Source organism: Hymenobacter sp. BT188, assembly GCF_014333585.1.
Taxonomy (GTDB): Bacteria; Bacteroidota; Bacteroidia; order Cytophagales; family Hymenobacteraceae; genus Hymenobacter.
Window position 1 is genome coordinate 149,384 of the sequence record NZ_JACSCW010000001.1, and the last position, 16,491, is coordinate 165,874.

The 16,491-nt window shown below is 53.4% G+C and carries 11 protein-coding genes; 7 read left to right on the forward strand and 4 right to left on the reverse strand.

Features of this window, described 5'->3' with window-relative positions; translation table 11 throughout:
* Positions 1-59: 59 nt before the first annotated feature.
* The 5 genes from H8B13_RS00655 (at position 60) to H8B13_RS00675 (ending at position 6,360) form a co-directional block, all read left to right on the forward strand.
* Positions 60-1,355 (forward strand): aspartyl protease family protein, encoded by a 1,296-nt coding sequence (locus tag H8B13_RS00655; protein ID WP_187308913.1) that lies wholly within the window; start codon positions 60-62, stop codon positions 1,353-1,355.
* Between the two features lie 90 nt (positions 1,356-1,445).
* Positions 1,446-2,606, forward strand: a complete 1,161-nt coding sequence (locus H8B13_RS00660; protein ID WP_261990173.1) for a hypothetical protein — start codon at positions 1,446-1,448, stop codon at positions 2,604-2,606.
* A gap of 122 nt (positions 2,607-2,728) precedes the next feature.
* The gene (locus H8B13_RS00665; protein WP_187308914.1) at positions 2,729-3,721 is read left to right on the forward strand and encodes an alpha/beta hydrolase; all 993 of its coding nucleotides are present in this window, start codon (positions 2,729-2,731) and stop codon (positions 3,719-3,721) included.
* A gap of 237 nt (positions 3,722-3,958) precedes the next feature.
* Positions 3,959-4,489, forward strand: coding sequence for a phasin family protein (locus tag H8B13_RS00670; RefSeq protein WP_187308915.1), 531 nt, complete (start codon positions 3,959-3,961; stop codon positions 4,487-4,489).
* A 188-nt stretch (positions 4,490-4,677) separates the two neighbouring features.
* Positions 4,678-6,360, forward strand: coding sequence for an ABC1 kinase family protein (locus H8B13_RS00675; protein WP_187308916.1), 1,683 nt, complete (start codon positions 4,678-4,680; stop codon positions 6,358-6,360).
* A 61-nt stretch (positions 6,361-6,421) separates the two neighbouring features.
* On the opposite strand, the gene H8B13_RS00680 is transcribed toward H8B13_RS00675, so the two are convergent.
* Positions 6,422-8,158, reverse strand: a complete 1,737-nt coding sequence (locus H8B13_RS00680; protein WP_187308917.1) for a phospho-sugar mutase — start codon at positions 8,156-8,158, stop codon at positions 6,422-6,424.
* 222 nt (positions 8,159-8,380) lie between these two features.
* The gene (gene hppD / locus H8B13_RS00685; protein WP_187308918.1) at positions 8,381-9,514 is read right to left on the reverse strand and encodes a 4-hydroxyphenylpyruvate dioxygenase; all 1,134 of its coding nucleotides are present in this window, start codon (positions 9,512-9,514) and stop codon (positions 8,381-8,383) included.
* Between the two features lie 182 nt (positions 9,515-9,696).
* Here hppD and H8B13_RS00690 point away from each other — a divergent pair, with 182 nt between their 5' ends.
* Both H8B13_RS00690 and H8B13_RS00695 read left to right on the forward strand, forming a co-directional pair.
* On the forward strand, positions 9,697-10,095 hold the full coding sequence (locus tag H8B13_RS00690; RefSeq protein ID WP_133272204.1) for a hypothetical protein: 399 nt from the start codon (positions 9,697-9,699) through the stop codon (positions 10,093-10,095).
* A 77-nt stretch (positions 10,096-10,172) separates the two neighbouring features.
* Positions 10,173-10,583 carry a DUF952 domain-containing protein gene (locus tag H8B13_RS00695; RefSeq protein WP_187308919.1) on the forward strand — a complete coding sequence of 137 codons (411 nt, stop codon included), beginning with the start codon at positions 10,173-10,175 and terminating at the stop codon, positions 10,581-10,583.
* 67 nt (positions 10,584-10,650) lie between these two features.
* Here the strand turns inward: H8B13_RS00695 and H8B13_RS00700 are convergent, their stop codons facing one another.
* Positions 10,651-12,567, reverse strand: a complete 1,917-nt coding sequence (locus tag H8B13_RS00700) for an ABC-F family ATP-binding cassette domain-containing protein (protein WP_187308920.1) — start codon at positions 12,565-12,567, stop codon at positions 10,651-10,653.
* Between the two features lie 111 nt (positions 12,568-12,678).
* Positions 12,679-16,188, reverse strand: coding sequence for a PAS domain S-box protein (locus H8B13_RS00705; RefSeq protein WP_187308921.1), 3,510 nt, complete (start codon positions 16,186-16,188; stop codon positions 12,679-12,681).
* Between the last annotated feature and the right edge of the window lie 303 nt (positions 16,189-16,491).

Sequence of the window (16,491 nt, forward strand, 5' to 3'; positions counted from 1 at the left end):
TAGGAACTGGTGGTAAGGCGGTTTTTTCAGTAACTTACCCAACCTACCACCTCTCCTGCATGATTGCCTCTTGGCTCGTTACCCTTCTGCTTATAAGTAGAACCCTACGGGGCTGGGGGGCTTTTTTGGGGTTGCTGCTAAGCTTAACAGCCACTGGCCAGCCAGCCAAGTCCGCAGCACCTTCGTTCACCTTTAAGAGCGCCCGTACGCGCAGCCTCACGGTGCCCGTAGAAATGCAGCGTAACCTGATTATTATCAGTGCTTCTCTCAATGGGCAGGGGCCTTTTAACTTTTTGCTGGATACCGGCGTGAGTATGTCCATTCTAACCGACCCGACCCTGCGCACGCAGCTAGGGCTACGGCTGGGGCAGCGCTTTCGCGTAGCCGGGGCCGGCGAAGATCAGGCCTTGGAAGCCTTCCAGACTGATAGTGTGCACGTAACCTTAGCCGATGGAAAGGTGGTAGCGCCGGCCCTCACGTTCCTGATTCTTTCCAGCGACGTGCTCAACCTATCGGGCTACGTGGGCATGCCCATTCATGGCATTTTGGGCTATGATGTCTTTCGCAGCTTTGTGGTGCGCATTCACCCGGCCGAGTCCCGGGTAATCCTCATTAACCCCGCGTCGTTCCAGGCACCTAAGGGGCGTCGCTGGACTACGATGGGAATCGATCTGGAAGGTAGCAAAGCCTACCTACGTACGGAGGCCGTGGTGCACGATTCGCTGAAGCTGCCGCTCAAGCTCGTGCTCGACACCGGAGCGGGCCATGCGTTGTCGCTCGAAACCGCTTCCGACCCGCGCCTGACCCTGCCGCCGCGTCGGGTGCGGTCCCAGTTGGGTCGGGGGCTCAATGGGCTTATTAATGGGTATTTGGGTCGGGTAACATCCTTGCAGTTGGGTAAATACAAAGTCAAATCCTTGGTTACCTCTTTTCCCGATGCGGCCGACGTAAGCCACCGGGCAGAGGTATTTCGCAATGGCAACATCGGCCTGGAGCTGCTCAAGCGTTTTGATATCATCATTGATTACACCCGCAATCGGCTCTGGCTGCGCCCCAACAGCCTCTACCGCGACCCTTTCGAGCACGACATGAGCGGCCTGGATTTACTGGCTACCGGCTCCGACTATCATCAGTATATCATTCTCAAAGTAGAAGAAGGCTCGCCGGCCGCCGAAGCTGGTCTGCAGCCCACCGACGAGATTATAGCCATCAATCTGATGCCCGTAGCCAGCCTTTCGCTCACTCAGATCAGCCGGATTCTGCACTCCGATGATGGCCGCCAACTCCTGTTCATCGTGCGCCGTGCCAACGGCGAGCTGATTACAACCAGTGTGCGTTTGAGGCGTCAGATTTAGTAATCTGAGCAATCGGCTGCGGTTGCCCTTGCTTACGAATTGCCCGTAAAACCACTACATTAGAAGCCCACCTACTTTGCTTTTCGCCTGATGCCAACGGCCCCTTCGCCCGCGCTGCCGCTACCGTCGCCTGCCATCCTGGCTAATCAGCACATCTACTCCGATTATTTCGATGAGAAATACGTGCGGGCGGTCGACAAGCACCTGTTGCAGCTACTCGACCGGGTGTGGTTCCGCTCCAAGCTGGTGGGTTTTGAGAATTATCCGCTGCGCAATAATCCAGAGCGCCCGCTGCTGTTTGCCAGCAACCACTCGGGTATGGCTTTCCCCTGGGATGCGATGGTGGCTTTGTCACACTTGCTGCGGGTGCTGCCTAGCATGTATCACTTGCCACGGCCGCTTTCCGCGCCCATGCTCTCGCAGTCGGTGCTAATGAACCCGTATCTGATTCCGAACTTCTGGAAAAAATGCGGCTGTGTCGATGCTACCACGCTCAATTTTGAGACGATGATGTTTTGCAACGACCACAACCTGATGCTGTACCCTGAGGGTGTACCGGGCATTGGTAAAGGGTTCAACCGCAAGTACAAACTGCAGCGCCTCGCCACCAGCATTATCCGGCTAGGCATCGAGCACCGCACCGATATTGTGCCCTACTATACCGTAAATGGGGAATACCTGAACCCCTACGCCTATAGCTGGGACTGGCTGAATAAATGGACCAAGAAGATAGGCATTCCCTTTATTCCCGTGGGGCCCATTATCATCATGGTGCTGCTCCAGCCCTGGTTTTTTTACCTCGCGTATCCGGCCAAGCTCACCTTTGTGCTGGGCACACGCATCAAGCCCTACGAGCTGACCAAAAAGCCCCCCAATGAGCTTACCCGCGAAGATTACCTGGTTTTGTCGGAGCAAGTGCGCCAGCAAATGCAGACAGAGCTGGATGCGGCCGTGCGCGAACATGGCCAGCATCCCTACTGCTGGAGCGAGCTTTGGCAGCGCATAAAAACCAACTGGAGCTACTTCCCTTTCTTTCTGCCTTTCTCCTGGCCCGAGCTCTTCCGGGAGTTTGAGCGCCAATATGCTAAGGGCGGGCCCGATGGTGTAGATCTTCAATTAACCAAACCCGGCTCCTGGCTGCGCATGATTTGGCACAACCCCTTCACCCTCACTTTCTTCATTCCCGTATTAGGATGGATACCCATTGCCATTCGGGGCTATAAAGGTCATCGGATAGGAAAAAAAGCCTGACTCATGATTGGTAAGGATTAGCTAATTCTTGCCGCAAGCAATATTCCTGGGTGTAAAAGCCTTCGCACGACTACTCGCAGTACGTACCCGCCCTGCCTCCCTTCCCACCCAATAGTATTAAAATGCCTTCCACCCAGCATTTACTGCTTAAACAAATCCTGACGGCGGCAACCGGCCCGCTTGCCCGCAAGCGGCCCGGACTTGGGTCCATGCGGCTAGCCATGGAAATTAGCTCGCTGTTTCAGTTTATGCCGTGGGGCGTTCACCTCGAAAAAACCAAAATTGACGGGATGAGCGCCGAATGGGCCCGTCCTGTTGGTGCCAATCCGCACCGGGTGCTGCTGTATTTGCACGGGGGCGGCTACGTGCTTGGCTCCCTGAATACACACCGCAGCCTGGTGGGTACGCTGGCCAAGCGCTGCAATACCAACGCTTTAGCCATTAACTACCGCAAGGCGCCCGACTATCCTTTTCCCGGTGCCCTAGATGATGCTCTGTTGGCGTACCACTGGCTTTTGAAGCAAGGATTTGCCCCCCACAACATTATTGTGGCCGGCGACTCGGCCGGCGGGGGCTTAGCTCTCGCCCTGCTTATTGCTTTGCGCGAAGAAGGCCAGGCCTTACCTGCTGCGGCCGTGGGGCTTTCACCCTGGACCGACTTAGATATGCCTGATGCGCTGCTGCGCCGGGTAGCGCGTGAGGAAACCCAGTTGCTGGAGGCCCTTGAGATGCGCGGCTGGGGGCCTCACTATGCGGGCGAAACTCCACTCACTCACCCATTAGTGTCGCCGGCCCGCGCCGCCGTGCATGGATTGCCGCCGCTGCTGATTCAGATATCGGATACGGAAGTGCTGTGTGAAAGCGTGTTGTGCTTCACCGACAAAGCCCGGACAGCCGGTGTAGAAGTTACTTTGCAGTCATTCACAGGCTTAGTGCACTGGTGGCACCTGTTCTGGCGATTGTTACCTGAAGCCCGCGAAGCTTTAGATGCTGTAGCTACGTTCGTAAATAGGATATGGGCGGCTCAGCCTGTTGTGTTGTCCTTGCCCACTATCAGGCCCACCAGCCCGATTGTCATTGCAAGTGCGATGCGCCCTCGCAAAAGAGCAGCCTAAAATAGAAACGAAAAAAGCCCCCTAGGCCATAGAAATAGGTGAAAAAGCCCACGAAACATGATTCTATAATATGGCTGTGACAAGGAGCTTGAAAAATTTCTGCCTCAGCACCAACTATATAGCTATGTTTTCGTAGGTTTGTCGAAAGTAGTCGGCTTGCATACTATTTTTTCCGGCGAGCGAAACCGCAATACCATTTTTCGTTTCATTTCACCTCCTTTTAACTAACCCAACAACATGGAAGATCTGTTTAAAAAATTCATCAACGCTGGCGTTGGCTTTGTATCGCTGACCAACGACCGTGTCCAATCCACCATCGATAAGTTGGTGAAGGAAAGCAAGTTGTCGGAGAAGGAGGGGCAGAAAATAATGGACGATCTGAAAAAGAACACCGACACCAAGCGTAAGGAGTTGGAAGCCCAGATCACAGGTATTGCCAACCGCCTTATGAAAGGGGTAGGTGTAGCCACCAACGCCGACGTAGAAGAGCTAAAGCGCAGTGTACGTGGTACTAAGGCTTCAACTGGTGCTACTACTGGTAGCAAAAGCAGCGCGAAGCCAGCCTCCAGCACCACAGCCAAAGCTGCCGGCGCCACCAAGAAGGCCGCCGACAAAGTGAGTAGCGCCGCTGGTACTGCTCAGAAATCGGCTGCTGCCAAAGCCGGTGCCGCCAAGCCAGCTTCTAAACCAGCTGCTAAGCCAGCGGCCAAAAAAGAAGCCCCAAAGCCCGCTGATAGCGGCAGCAACGCCGCTAATAGCGCCTCGTAACTCCGCTGATAGCGCATTGCGTGAAAAGCCAGCGCCGCTATTGCGGGCGCTGGCTTTTTCGTAGGCAAACAACACGCGGAGGGCTACCAGCCGCGCAGTTTTGATTTTTACGAAGCTGGGGGGCATTTTGCTTACCTTTCTTGTCGAGGCTAGCCAAGCTACCTTTTTACGGGCTTCTTTTTTCGCGCATGTTCAAAAACACGATTTCTAATCTGGGCCGCATCCGGCAGGTAATGGAGGTGCTGGTGCGCTACGGATTTGAGGATGTAGTAACCAGCACGGCCCTGCGCCGCTTAGTGCCGCAAGGACGCCGAGTATCGTGGCAGCACGCGGAGAAAACGGTGTTTGACACCAACCGCTGGGAACGCATTCGCTTAATTATTGAAGAATTGGGCCCCACGTTTATTAAGTTGGCCCAAGCCCTGAGCAACCGCCCCGATTTGCTCCCCGAGGCCCTGATCGACGAGTTTGAAAAGCTGCAAAGCGATGTGCCGCCCTTTGATGTTGTCACGGCCCGCCGCTTGATCGAGGAAGAGTTAGGGCGGCCAATCTCGGAGGTTTTCAGCGAGTTTGACGACGTGACGCTGGGCTCAGCCAGCATCGGACAGGTGCACAAGGCGCGCCTGCTCACGGGCGAGGAAGTAGTCGTAAAAGTGCAACGTCCCGGCGTGCAGGAGAAAGTGCGCACCGACCTGAGCTTGCTGCGCGAACTAGTGCGCCTCACGGCCGGCTTCCTGCGCAAACAGGGCCTCAGCAACCCACAGGACATCGTGGATGCCTTCGAGCGCAGCATGACCAAGGAACTGGACTACACGTCTGAGGCCCGGAGCATGGACCAGTTTCGTAAGCTCTACGCTGACTACGAGACGTTTTATGTGCCCAAGCCTTACCGCGAGTTCTCCACTAGCAAGATTCTGGTTATTGAGTTTGTGAGCGGCTGCAAAATATCCAACAAACCGCAACTACTGGAGTGGGGCCTCGACCCGGCCAAAGTGGCCGAAACGGGCATGGATATCTACCTGACCCAGATTTTTGAATTTGGCGTTTTCCACGCCGATCCGCACCCTGGTAACGTGCTGGTGCGGCCTGACGGCACCATCGTGCTTATCGACTTTGGGATGGTGGGCAAGCTCACCAAGCAGCAGAAATACGCTTTTGCTGGTGTGTTTATCGGAATGGCGCGGCAGGATGCACGCAGTATGGCGCTTAACTTCCGCCGCCTCGCGCTCCACGCCGAAATTCCGGATATGCGCCGCTTCGAAGCCGACCTCAACGAGCTAATTGAGGATTTCACGGTGCTCGATGTGAAGGAGATGAGCATGTCGGACCTCGCCGACCGCCTGCAAGTCATCATCTACGACTTCAAGCTGCAAGTGCCAGGAGCCGTTTTCCTAATTCTGCGGGCCCTAGTGATTTTGGAAGGCATCGGCAAGGTGCTGCACCCGTCGTTCAATACGTTTGAATTTGTGCGGCCTTACGGCGCTCGTATTATTGCCGAGCAGTACTCGCCCGAGAACCTAATGAGCGAGGCACAATACACTGGTATACAGCTCCTTTCGCTGCTGAGTACATTGCCTACGGATGTGCGGCAAATTATGCGCAAAATTTCCCGCGGAGATTTGCGCGTAAAAGTAGAATTGGGTGGTTATCAGCCGTTACTGCGCAAAGCCGATCAGCTGGTTAGCCGTACGATTATCACCCTGCTGGCCGTGGCGTTTTTGCTGTTTTCAGGCCTGAGTTTAATGGGGAGATATTCCCCCGAAATGGCCTACCACCGCGGCATTCCCATGCTGACGTGGTTTAGCCTGGGCGTGACAGGGTTTCTGTTGTTAGTATTGGTGATTATGGGGCTGCGGAAGCCGCGGGACTAAAAAGTAAAAACAGCCAAGCTTTTAATAGCTTGGCTGTTTTTACTAACGCAAGAATTTTGGTTTACTTCAACTGCATATCCTCAATAATCCGCGCAATTTTGTCCCCCAGCGCTTCGTAGCCTTGCTCGAATTTATCTACTGAATCAAGCGGCTGTTTTACGCTGAAATAGAACTTGATTTTTGGCTCGGTACCGGAGGGGCGCGCGGAAATTTTGCTGCCATCTTCGGTTAGGAACTGTAGCACGTTGGATGCCTCTAAACCAGTGCGCGTTTCCTGCCCGTTGCGTAGGTTACGGACAATGCCCGTGTGATAGTCGCGTATTTCCGCTACCGGTGAGCCAGCGATGGTGTGCGGCGGCTGAGCGCGCAAGTCGCGCATCATTTCCTGAATTTCTTCGGCACCGCGCTGGCCTTTTTTGGTGAGCGAAATGAGGTCTTCGCGGTAGAGACCGTAGGTAGCGTACATCTGCACCATTTCCTCGTAGAGGGTGCGGCCGTTGTCTTTGGCGACGGCGGCCATTTCGGCCAGCATCGCACAGGCCGATACCGCATCTTTATCGCGCACAAAGTCGCCGATCATGTAGCCGTAGCTTTCCTCGCCACCACCGATGTAGGTTTCCTTGCCTTCCAGGTCGCGAATGAGGCCGGCAATGTACTTAAAGCCCGTCAGCGTCTGGTACGACTTTACGCCGTGTGCATTGGCAATATCGCCCAGCACTTCGCTGGTAACGATGGTATACACAATGAAATCCTGCGGCGTCATTTTCTCCGCCTTTTGGCGCGCCGACAGCAGATAATACGTCAGGAGGGCGGCGGTTTGATTGCCATTTACCAGTACCCATTCACCTTTGGTATTTTTTACACCAATGCCTACACGGTCCGCGTCGGGGTCGGTGGCAATAACAAGGTCGGCGTCGAGCTGGCGAGCTTGGTCGAGGGCCATTTGCATAGCTACTTTTTCCTCGGGGTTAGGCGACTGCACGGTGGGGAAATTCCCATCGGGGGTAGCTTGCGCCTCTACGATGCTGATATTGGTAAAGCCGAAGCGCTCCAATGCTTTTGGCACCAGTGTAATACCAGTACCGTGCAAGGGCGTGTACACAATTTTCAGATCGTGCTGACGCTTAATAGCTTCAGGATTGATGCTAAGCTTTTGGACTTCGCTCAAATATGCGTCGTCCAGCTCCGCCCCAATCATATGAATACGCGACTCAACGGCCTTGAACTTTACCGCATCCACACTCTGAATCTGATTCACCTCGTGGATAATATTCGTATCGTGGGGGGCTACTACCTGGGCACCGTCGTTCCAGTACACTTTGTAGCCGTTGTACTCTTTGGGGTTGTGCGAAGCTGTGATAACCACACCGCTTTGGCAACCCAGATGACGGATAGTGAACGAGAGCTCCGGCGTGGGGCGTAGGGCTTCAAACAAGTAAACCGTGATGCCATTAGCAGAAAAAATACCGGCAGCAATGCGGGCGAACTCGGAGCTGTTGTTGCGCGAATCGTGGGCCACAGCCACCTTTATTTCCTGACTTGGAAATGAATCCAGTAAGTAATTGCACAGTCCTTGGGTAGCCATGCCCAGGGTGTAGCGGTTCATGCGGTTGGAGCCCGTACCCATCACGCCGCGCAGGCCGCCTGTCCCAAATTCCAGGTCGCGGTAGAAGGCATCATTTAGCGCTTCTTCCTGATTGCTGTCTAGCAACTGTTGGATGTCGGCTTGGGTTTGGGCGTCGTAGTTGCCTTTGAGCCAGGTGTTTATTTTCTGCTGAACGTCGGAGGTTATGGCCATTGGGTAAGAAAGTAGTTGACGGTTTGGCTGAAGAACGAGTGTAAAGAAAAGAGGTTTGATGGAAGCAGCCTTATAAAATAAGGTCATGCCAAGTAATAGCGCCGCATCTGGCGTGCTGATGTTGTTAAAGTAGTGAGTTACTCTTACAACATCAGCACGCCAGATGCGGCGCTATTACTTGGCATGACCTTCTAATATTCGTGAGCTTCAGCTAGCTATGTGCTATAAGTTGCCGCGCAGCGCCTGCTCGCGCTCAATGGATTCAAACAACGCCTTGAAGTTGCCTTTACCAAAGCTCTTAGCGCCTTTACGCTGGATGATTTCATAGAATACCGTAGGGCGGTCCTCAACCGGCTTGGTGAAGATTTGCAGTAAGTAGCCTTCCTCGTCGCGGTCTACTAGAATGTTCAGATCCTTCAAGGTCTGTAGATCCTCATCAATGCTGCCGATGCGGTCTAGCAAATCGTCGTAGTACACGGCTGGCACGGTTAGGAACTCCACGCCGCGGCGACGCAATTCCGTGACAGTATGACGAATATCCTTGGTAGCAATGGCGATGTGCTGCACGCCGGGCGAATGATAAAAGTCGAGGTACTCTTCAATCTGTGACTTTTTCTTGCCCTCAGCCGGCTCGTTAATAGGGAATTTGACGTAGCCGTTGCCGTTGCTCACCACCTTGCTCATCAGGGCTGAGTACTCAGTAGAAATGTCCTCGTCGTCGAAGGTGAGCAGGAGTTTGAAGCCCATCACATCCTCGTAGAATTTCACCCACTGGTTCATCTCGCCCCAGCCTACGTTGCCTACGCAATGGTCAACATGCAACAGGCCCACAGGAGTAGGTTGCGGAATCAGACTGGTTTTGGGTATGAAGCCCGGCATAAATGCCCCCCGGTAGTTGCGGCGTTCTACAAACGTGTGAATGGTTTCGCCATAGGTGCAAATGCCCGAGAGCGTTACTTCGCCGTGCTCGTCGCTGATGGTGTAAGGCTCAAAAGCGGCCTTTGCGCCACGCCTAGTGGTTTCTTCGAAGGATTTGCGGGCGTCATCCACCCACAGCGCCATCACCTTTACACCGTCGCCGTGCTTGCGCACATGTTCCGAAATATCAGAGTCGGGGAGGAGGGAGGTGGTAAGTACCAAGCGGATTTTGCCTTGCTGCAATACGTAGCTGGCGCGGTCACGCAGGCCGGTTTCGGGGCCGGCGTAGGCTACCAGTTCGTAGCCAAAAGCTGCCTGATAATAATAAGCAGACTGCTTAGCGTTGCCGACATAAAATTCGACGTAGTCGGTACCGTTCAGGGGAAGGAAGTCGTGGGCGGGGTGGGCTTGCACGGCCGGCGAGGTCATCGTCTGCATAGCGGATGGGGTGGAAATCGGGTGAGAAAAATATTAGTTTGGTAAAAATAGGGTTTTAGCCTAAATCGTTCGGGCGAACAAGCCAGTCCGATGCGCTGGGGGGCAAAATTCCCCGGCGTCTGACCCGAAACAGAATTGCCGAATCCTACGCACCTTTGTACTACACTTATGCACGAGTAGCTATGAATAAAGAGGAATTAAATAAAGCCCTGGTCGCGTTGATCGAAAAGAAGCAGGAACTGCACAAACTGCCTTACAACCACGACAGCTACGACGACATCGAGGAGGAACTGCACGACCTGGAGGATGACTTCAACGAGGAGTACGGCGCTTACCTGGAAGAAGTGCTGGAAAAAGTACACCAGCAGCTCTGCCCCGATACCGACGTGCTGCTGCCCACTGCCTATCTGCCCAACGACGTAGGCGGCGACACCGGCTACGAGCCTTCGCATAAGGAAGGCGTCTGGGTCGATTCGGACGAGTTTCCCGGCAAAGAAGCCCGCCTCGTGCTTGTGCCCAATCCTACCCGCCTGATTCTATCGGTAGGCAAAAAGGTGCGCAAAGAAGTGTGGCAAGCGTAAGTACGTTGCCATTTTCGTAACAAGCGCTTTCTCGCTGATGCTCTCGAAGAACCTCTCCTGCAATGGTAGCTACTGTTGTGAGAGAGGTTCTTTACGTTGTGCTGGGGGGCAAATTCTTCCTGTTTTCTGCCATGATTTATCGCATCGCTGAGCTTGCCGATTGGCAAACAGCCCAGCAAACCGGCTTTTTCGCCAGCGCCGACCTATCGGCGGAGGGCTTTATTCACGCCTCCGAACTGTATCAGGTAGAAGCCACGGCTAACCGTTACTACGCCGGCCGCTCCGATATTCTGCTCTTGGAACTAGATGAATCCGAGCTGTGGGTAGCCGCCGTACCCGTAAAGCGGGAATACGCCGAAGCCCGCAACGACTATTTTCCTCACATTTTTGCGCCTATTCCGCTCGCCGCTATTGCCCGTGCTTTGCCATTCCAACTTGGTTCTAATAACCAGCACGAGTTGCCGCCGGAGTTAGAAGATGAAGCTTGATATGTAAAGAAAAAAAGCCCCCCCAGAAGTACTTCTGGGGGGGCTTTTTTCTGCTATTTGTTGGACGTTACATAAAGTCGGCCAGCTCTAGCCACCGCTCGCCTTTGCTGTCGAGGGCAGCATCGGTGCGCTTCAGTTCGGCGGCCCAATCAGCCAGGTCTTTATGGGAACCGGTGCCAGCATTGAGCTTTTCAATAAGCTGCTGCTTCACTTCTTCGAGCTTCTCAATTTCCTTCTCCAAGGTCTCGTACTCCTTTTTCTCCGCGAAAGTGGCCTTGCGTTTTGGTGCCTCAGTGGAGGCAACCGCTACTGCTTTCACTGGAGCGGCTGAAGGCGCCACGCCCGCAGCGGCTTTGGCCGTTTTGGCTTGCTCTTTCGCGTACTCTTCGGCGTTGTTTTCCTTCTGCCACTCGCGGTAGTCGGTGTAATTGCCGGGAAAGTGGCGAATTTGCCCCCCGGGCTCCAATACAAACACGTGCTCTACCAGCGCATCCATAAAGTAGCGGTCGTGGGAAACGATGAGCAGGCAGCCGCCAAAATTCAGGAGGAAATCCTCCAGAATATTGAGCGTGATGATGTCCAGATCGTTCGTCGGCTCGTCAAGAATCAGGAAGTTAGGGTTCTTAATGAGCACGCGCAGCAGTTGCAAACGGCGCTTTTCGCCTCCTGAGAGCTTGCTGACCAGCGTGTACTGCTGGGCTGGCGGGAACTGGAAGTGCTGCAAAAACTGCGACGCTGTAACAACCTCACCGTTGGCCATTTCCACCACTTCGGCCACCTCCTTTACAATGTCAATGACGCGCTGCGTAGGATCAAATTCCAGCTCTGTTTGAGTGTAGTAACCGAAAACGGTGGTTTGTCCCTTGTCGATGGTACCACTATCCGGCTCCTGGCGGCCCGTGAGCATGTTGAGCAGCGTTGACTTACCGGCGCCATTCGGCCCAATAAGGCCAATACGGTCCTTTTTCTTGAACACGTAGCTGAAGTCATCGAGCACCACTTTGTCGCCAAACTGCTTGTGCAAGTGCTCCACCTCAATGATTTTGCCTCCCTGACGCGTGGTTTTCACCGACAGTTCCAACTGTGGACCGCTGATCTTGGTCTTGGCCTTTTCCTGGGTTTCGTAAAAGGCATCAATGCGCGCCTTTTGCTTGGTGCCACGGGCTTGGGGCTGCCTACGCATCCAATCGAGTTCCTTGCGCAGCAGATTACGGGCTTTTTCTACTTCGGCTACTTCAATCTGCTCGCGCTCAGCTTTCTTCTCTACAAAGTAGGAATAATTGCCCTGGTAGCGGTGCACGCGGCCTTGGTCCAGTTCCACGATTTCATTGGCTACTTTATCCAAGAAATAGCGGTCGTGGGTTACCATTAATAAGGTGAGATTGGGCGAAGCCAACCGATTTTCGAGCCACTCAATCGTGTCGAGGTCCAGATGGTTGGTAGGCTCGTCAAGAATAAGCACTTCCGGCTCTTCAATCAGAACGCGCGCCAGCGCTACACGCTTACGCTGACCACCTGATAATTTACTCACCGGACGCTCCAGCAAATCGCCTAGAATGCCTAAACGACCCAGTATTTGCTTCACTTGTGACTCGTAGTCCCAGGCGTTGAGCGCATCCATTCGCTCCATTACGCGCTGCAAATCGTCAGATTTGTGCGCAGGGTCATTTACTACGTGCTCATAGTCGCGGATAGCAGCTAGCGTATCGTTCTGACTGGCAAAAATGGTTTGCTCAACGGTCAGAGCTTCATCAAAAATGGGCTGCTGACCCAAAAAAGCCACCCGGATGTCCTTGCGCACGCTCACTGAGCCTGTGTCGCCGGGCTCCAAACCGGCCAGAATACGAAGCAGAGTCGTTTTGCCCGACCCGTTGATGCCGACTAGTGCTACCCGCTGACCTTGGCTCAGGCCAAAGGAAAGGTCGCGGAACAGCCAGCGGTCGGCGTAATTTTTAGAGATATTCTCAGCTGATAACAGATTCATGCCGCAAAGGTAGGCAAGGCATTCCAGCTAGGAAGCAGAAGTGTTAATTACGAGCTGTGTAATCAGCCCAGCAGGGCAGCTACGCTAAGATTTAGGCTGCTAATAATGCCGCTAAGTGGCTTTTTTTTCGGTTAACGCTTTCATATCGAGGCGCATATGATCAATAATCTGCTGTAGCAGCCTATTCACGGTTTCGATGCGGGGTTGCAGCGCATCCGGGTCAAAGTCGCCTTCCCACGAATCCAGTTGCTCTACTAAGGGCAACGCCTGCTGCACATGCAGATGATCGAGGCTGGGCTTAAGCTTATGAGTGGCGGCTTTCAGGAGCTTGGTGTCGTGAGTTTGTACTGCTAGCGCGAAGTCGCGCACTGCTTCTTCACAGCTCTCTATAAAGCTATCGAGCATAAGGGCCACGAAGTCGTTGTCGCCCTGGCCTACTTGGTGCAGCAAGTCAAGCTTATAGAGAGGAGTAGGGGAACTACTGGAATTAGCCAACTGGACAGGAGCAATTGGTGACAAAGTCGTATCGGAAGCAGCTGGACCTAGCACCCAATCGCCAATGAGTTTCAGCAATTCGTCTTCCCGAAACGGCTTCGCTAAGTAATCATCCATACCCGCAGCCAAGCATTTTTCCCGCTCGCCCTTAATGGCATTTGCCGTAAGCGCGATAATTGGCGTTTTTAAGTGCAGTTGCTCGCGCAATATAGTCGTAGCTTCCAAGCCGTTCATGACGGGCATTTGCATATCCATCAAAACCAAGTCGAAGCGCCGGTTCTGCAATAGCTCCACTGCCAACGCGCCATTCACCGCCTCTACCACATGAATATGAGCATTGTTGAGCAAGGCCTTCGCAATCTGCCGGTTGAACTTGTTATCCTCCACCAGCAAAACTTCCTTCCCGCGTAGCCTTTCGCGCAGGCTTTGGTCGATAGCTTCCTTGCGAGGCAAATCACTTTCACTGCCTACCTGCAACAGCAGAGAAAAGGAGCTAATGGTACCATGATGCTTCTTGCTCTCGATTTGCAATTCACCGCCCATCAGGTTCACCAGACTCTTACTGATGCTGAGCCCGAGGCCAGTGCCGCCAAATTTGCGCGTCACTGAGGGGTCTTCCTGACTAAACTCTTTAAAGATGTGGCGCAGGTACGTGGGGTCGATGCCAATACCAGTGTCAGCCACTGAAAACTTAATTTCCACAACCTCATCAACCTGCCGAATTAGGTCACACGATATCGTAACGCTGCCTTTCTCCGTGAACTTGATGGCATTCCCGGCCAGATTCAGTAGTATTTGGGTGATGCGGTAAGGGTCGCCGAGCAGCACCGGCGGCAGCTGTGGCGATACCTTCGTTTCAAAGAACAAGCTTTTCTCTTCCGCCTTGTAATGCAGCGTTTGCTCAATCTGAGCCATAAACTGATTGGCATTGAAGCCAATCTGCTCGACTTGCAGCTGGCCGGCTTCAATCTTCGATAGGTCCAGAATATCGTTGATGATAACTAGCAGGTTTTCGCCCGATATAGTAATAGCGCGCAAGTACTCGTCCTGTTCTGGGGCGAGCGGAGTTTTGGCAAGAAGCTGCGCCATGCCCAGAATGGCGTTCATCGGCGTCCGAATCTCGTGGCTCATATTAGCCAGAAACAGCTCCTTCGCTTTCGACGAGTCCTCAGCTTGCTCCTTTGCTTTCCGCAGCTTTTGCTCCAGCGTTTTTTGGTGGGTGATATCTAGTGTAATATGAATGGAGCCAATGGCTTGACGGTCATCATCATACACTGGCGCACGGCTTACTAACAGCCACTTAGGATAACCATCTTTGCCTATCACCATGCGCTCGTAAGCATCCAAATCATCCTGCGCAGTGGCCAAGTCCTCCTGTGTCAGCAGCGGATGCAAGAGTTGCTGTTCCAGAATTTCGTCACTGGAGAAACCGAGCATATCACAGAAAGCCTGATTGATATACAGCACCTGCTCCGTTAAATCAGTCTCAATAAGGCCCAGATTCATCCGCTCGATGATGCGCCGGTACTTCTCTTCGCGCCGCTTCAGAATATCCTCCGCGTTTTTCTGTTCCGTAACGTCCTGAAACTTCCACAGGTAGCCGAGCGAGGCATTGCGACTGAAGATGGGAATAAAGTCGCGCTGAAATACTTTGCCATTTCTGCGCGGAAGTAGCTCACCAATTACGGCCTGCTGCTCCAGAACGCGACCATCAGAGCCCTCCAGCCAACCCAGCTCTGTCGGCAGTTGGCCCGCCGCCAACAGCGCTGCCGTTTCTACGCCGACCAATTGCTCCGGTAACACCTGAGTGTTCAACATGCGGCAGAAAGCCTCGTTTACTAACACTATATGGCGGTTTTCATCCTCTATTAAAATACCTTCCTGGAAGTTGGCAATAGTAGTCGACAAGCGATGCGTGGAGGCTTCAATAGCAAGATTCGCTTGCTTAATGGCTGAAATATCCGTGTGTACGCCGGTCATAATGAGCGGGGCGCCATTGGCGTCACGCTTGGTTATGAGGCCGCGGGTCAGCACCCACTTGTATTCCCCATTCTTGCACAGCAGTCGGCGTTCAACAGAATAGATGGGTAGATCGCCGCGTAAGTAGGCGTCGGAGGCCTGCATACTAGCCACATGGTCGTCGGGATGAACGTGGTTCTGCCAGGCGTGAAAGCCCGTTGGAAAGTCCTCATTCGGGTAGCCAAGCATCGTGCGGTATGCATTGGAGAAGTACTCGTCGCCCGTTTGGTAGTTAAACTCCCACGCGCCGTCGCCAAACCGCTCGATGGCTAAGTGCCACCGCTGTTCGCTATCCTGCACGGCTTCTTCAGCCTTTTTCAGGGGGCTAATATCCTGTATAATACCACTGTATAGTACACCCTCAGCATCGGTGGCCGTAGGTTGGTAATTAGCTTGAATCCAACGCAATGGCTGGCCCTGCACCAGCAGGCGACCCTCAAACGAGGCCGGTTCGGCGCTGGGAAGCCGCTTCAAGAATGTAACCCACGCAGTTAGGTCATCGGGGTGAATGATTTCTCCAAGCTGCTCTAAGTTGGCTGGTTCGATCCCAAGTATTGTCGAGGCATTATCACTCAGATAGGTAAGCTGCGAGGTGCCATCGTACTTATTACGCCACTGAAAAAGCGCGCCCGGAACCTGCTCTAATAAGTGGCGCTGCTGCGTTTGGTAAGCTTGGGTTGCTGCCTGTTCAGCTTTCCAATTGTTGATATCTTCTAGCAGTACAAAAAAGCGCGTCGGCTCGTGCGGCTCAGACATCGTGCCCGGCTGCAACTTGGCGCGCAACCAACGAGTGCTACCATCGGAGGCCGTTGCTTGGCCTTCATAATGCAAAGCATTCTGAGCGTTCAGTGGAGCTGTGGGGGGCAAATGTGGTACTGTATCAGTGGGCTCGGGGGGCAAAATTTGCCACAGGCTCTGCCCTGATAGCGTACTGGTCGCTTTACCAAAAAGTGCAGAAAAGCTCTCATTTACCCACAGCAAGTTGCCTTCGTCATCGATGATAGCCACGGCCGCAAATGCTTGTTGAATCAGTAGTAGCGCCTGCTTCAGCTGATCTAATACACCAGCAGGTTGTGTGGTCTCTTCAAGCGGTTGGCTGGATGTCACCCGCGCTGGTATCGAGGACGTGTGAACACCACTTTGCTTCATAGCATTAACAGCACGTTTGTCTTCTTTTTATAGATAAAGCCTTGATTCACTTCTTGGTAATTCACCAAAACTGCGGCATCAAAGGCCAATTTATCTCAACAATATACAGGGAAAAGAAGAAATATTGGGTTCTTACTCATTGTCAAATGAGCGTATCTGCTTATCCTGCAAGCAAGTCAAAAGGTAGATTTAATGTGTCGTAAGCCCGACAGTAGACTATATGGTGGCTTGCCGCTCGGCCACTCTATATATGTATGGCTT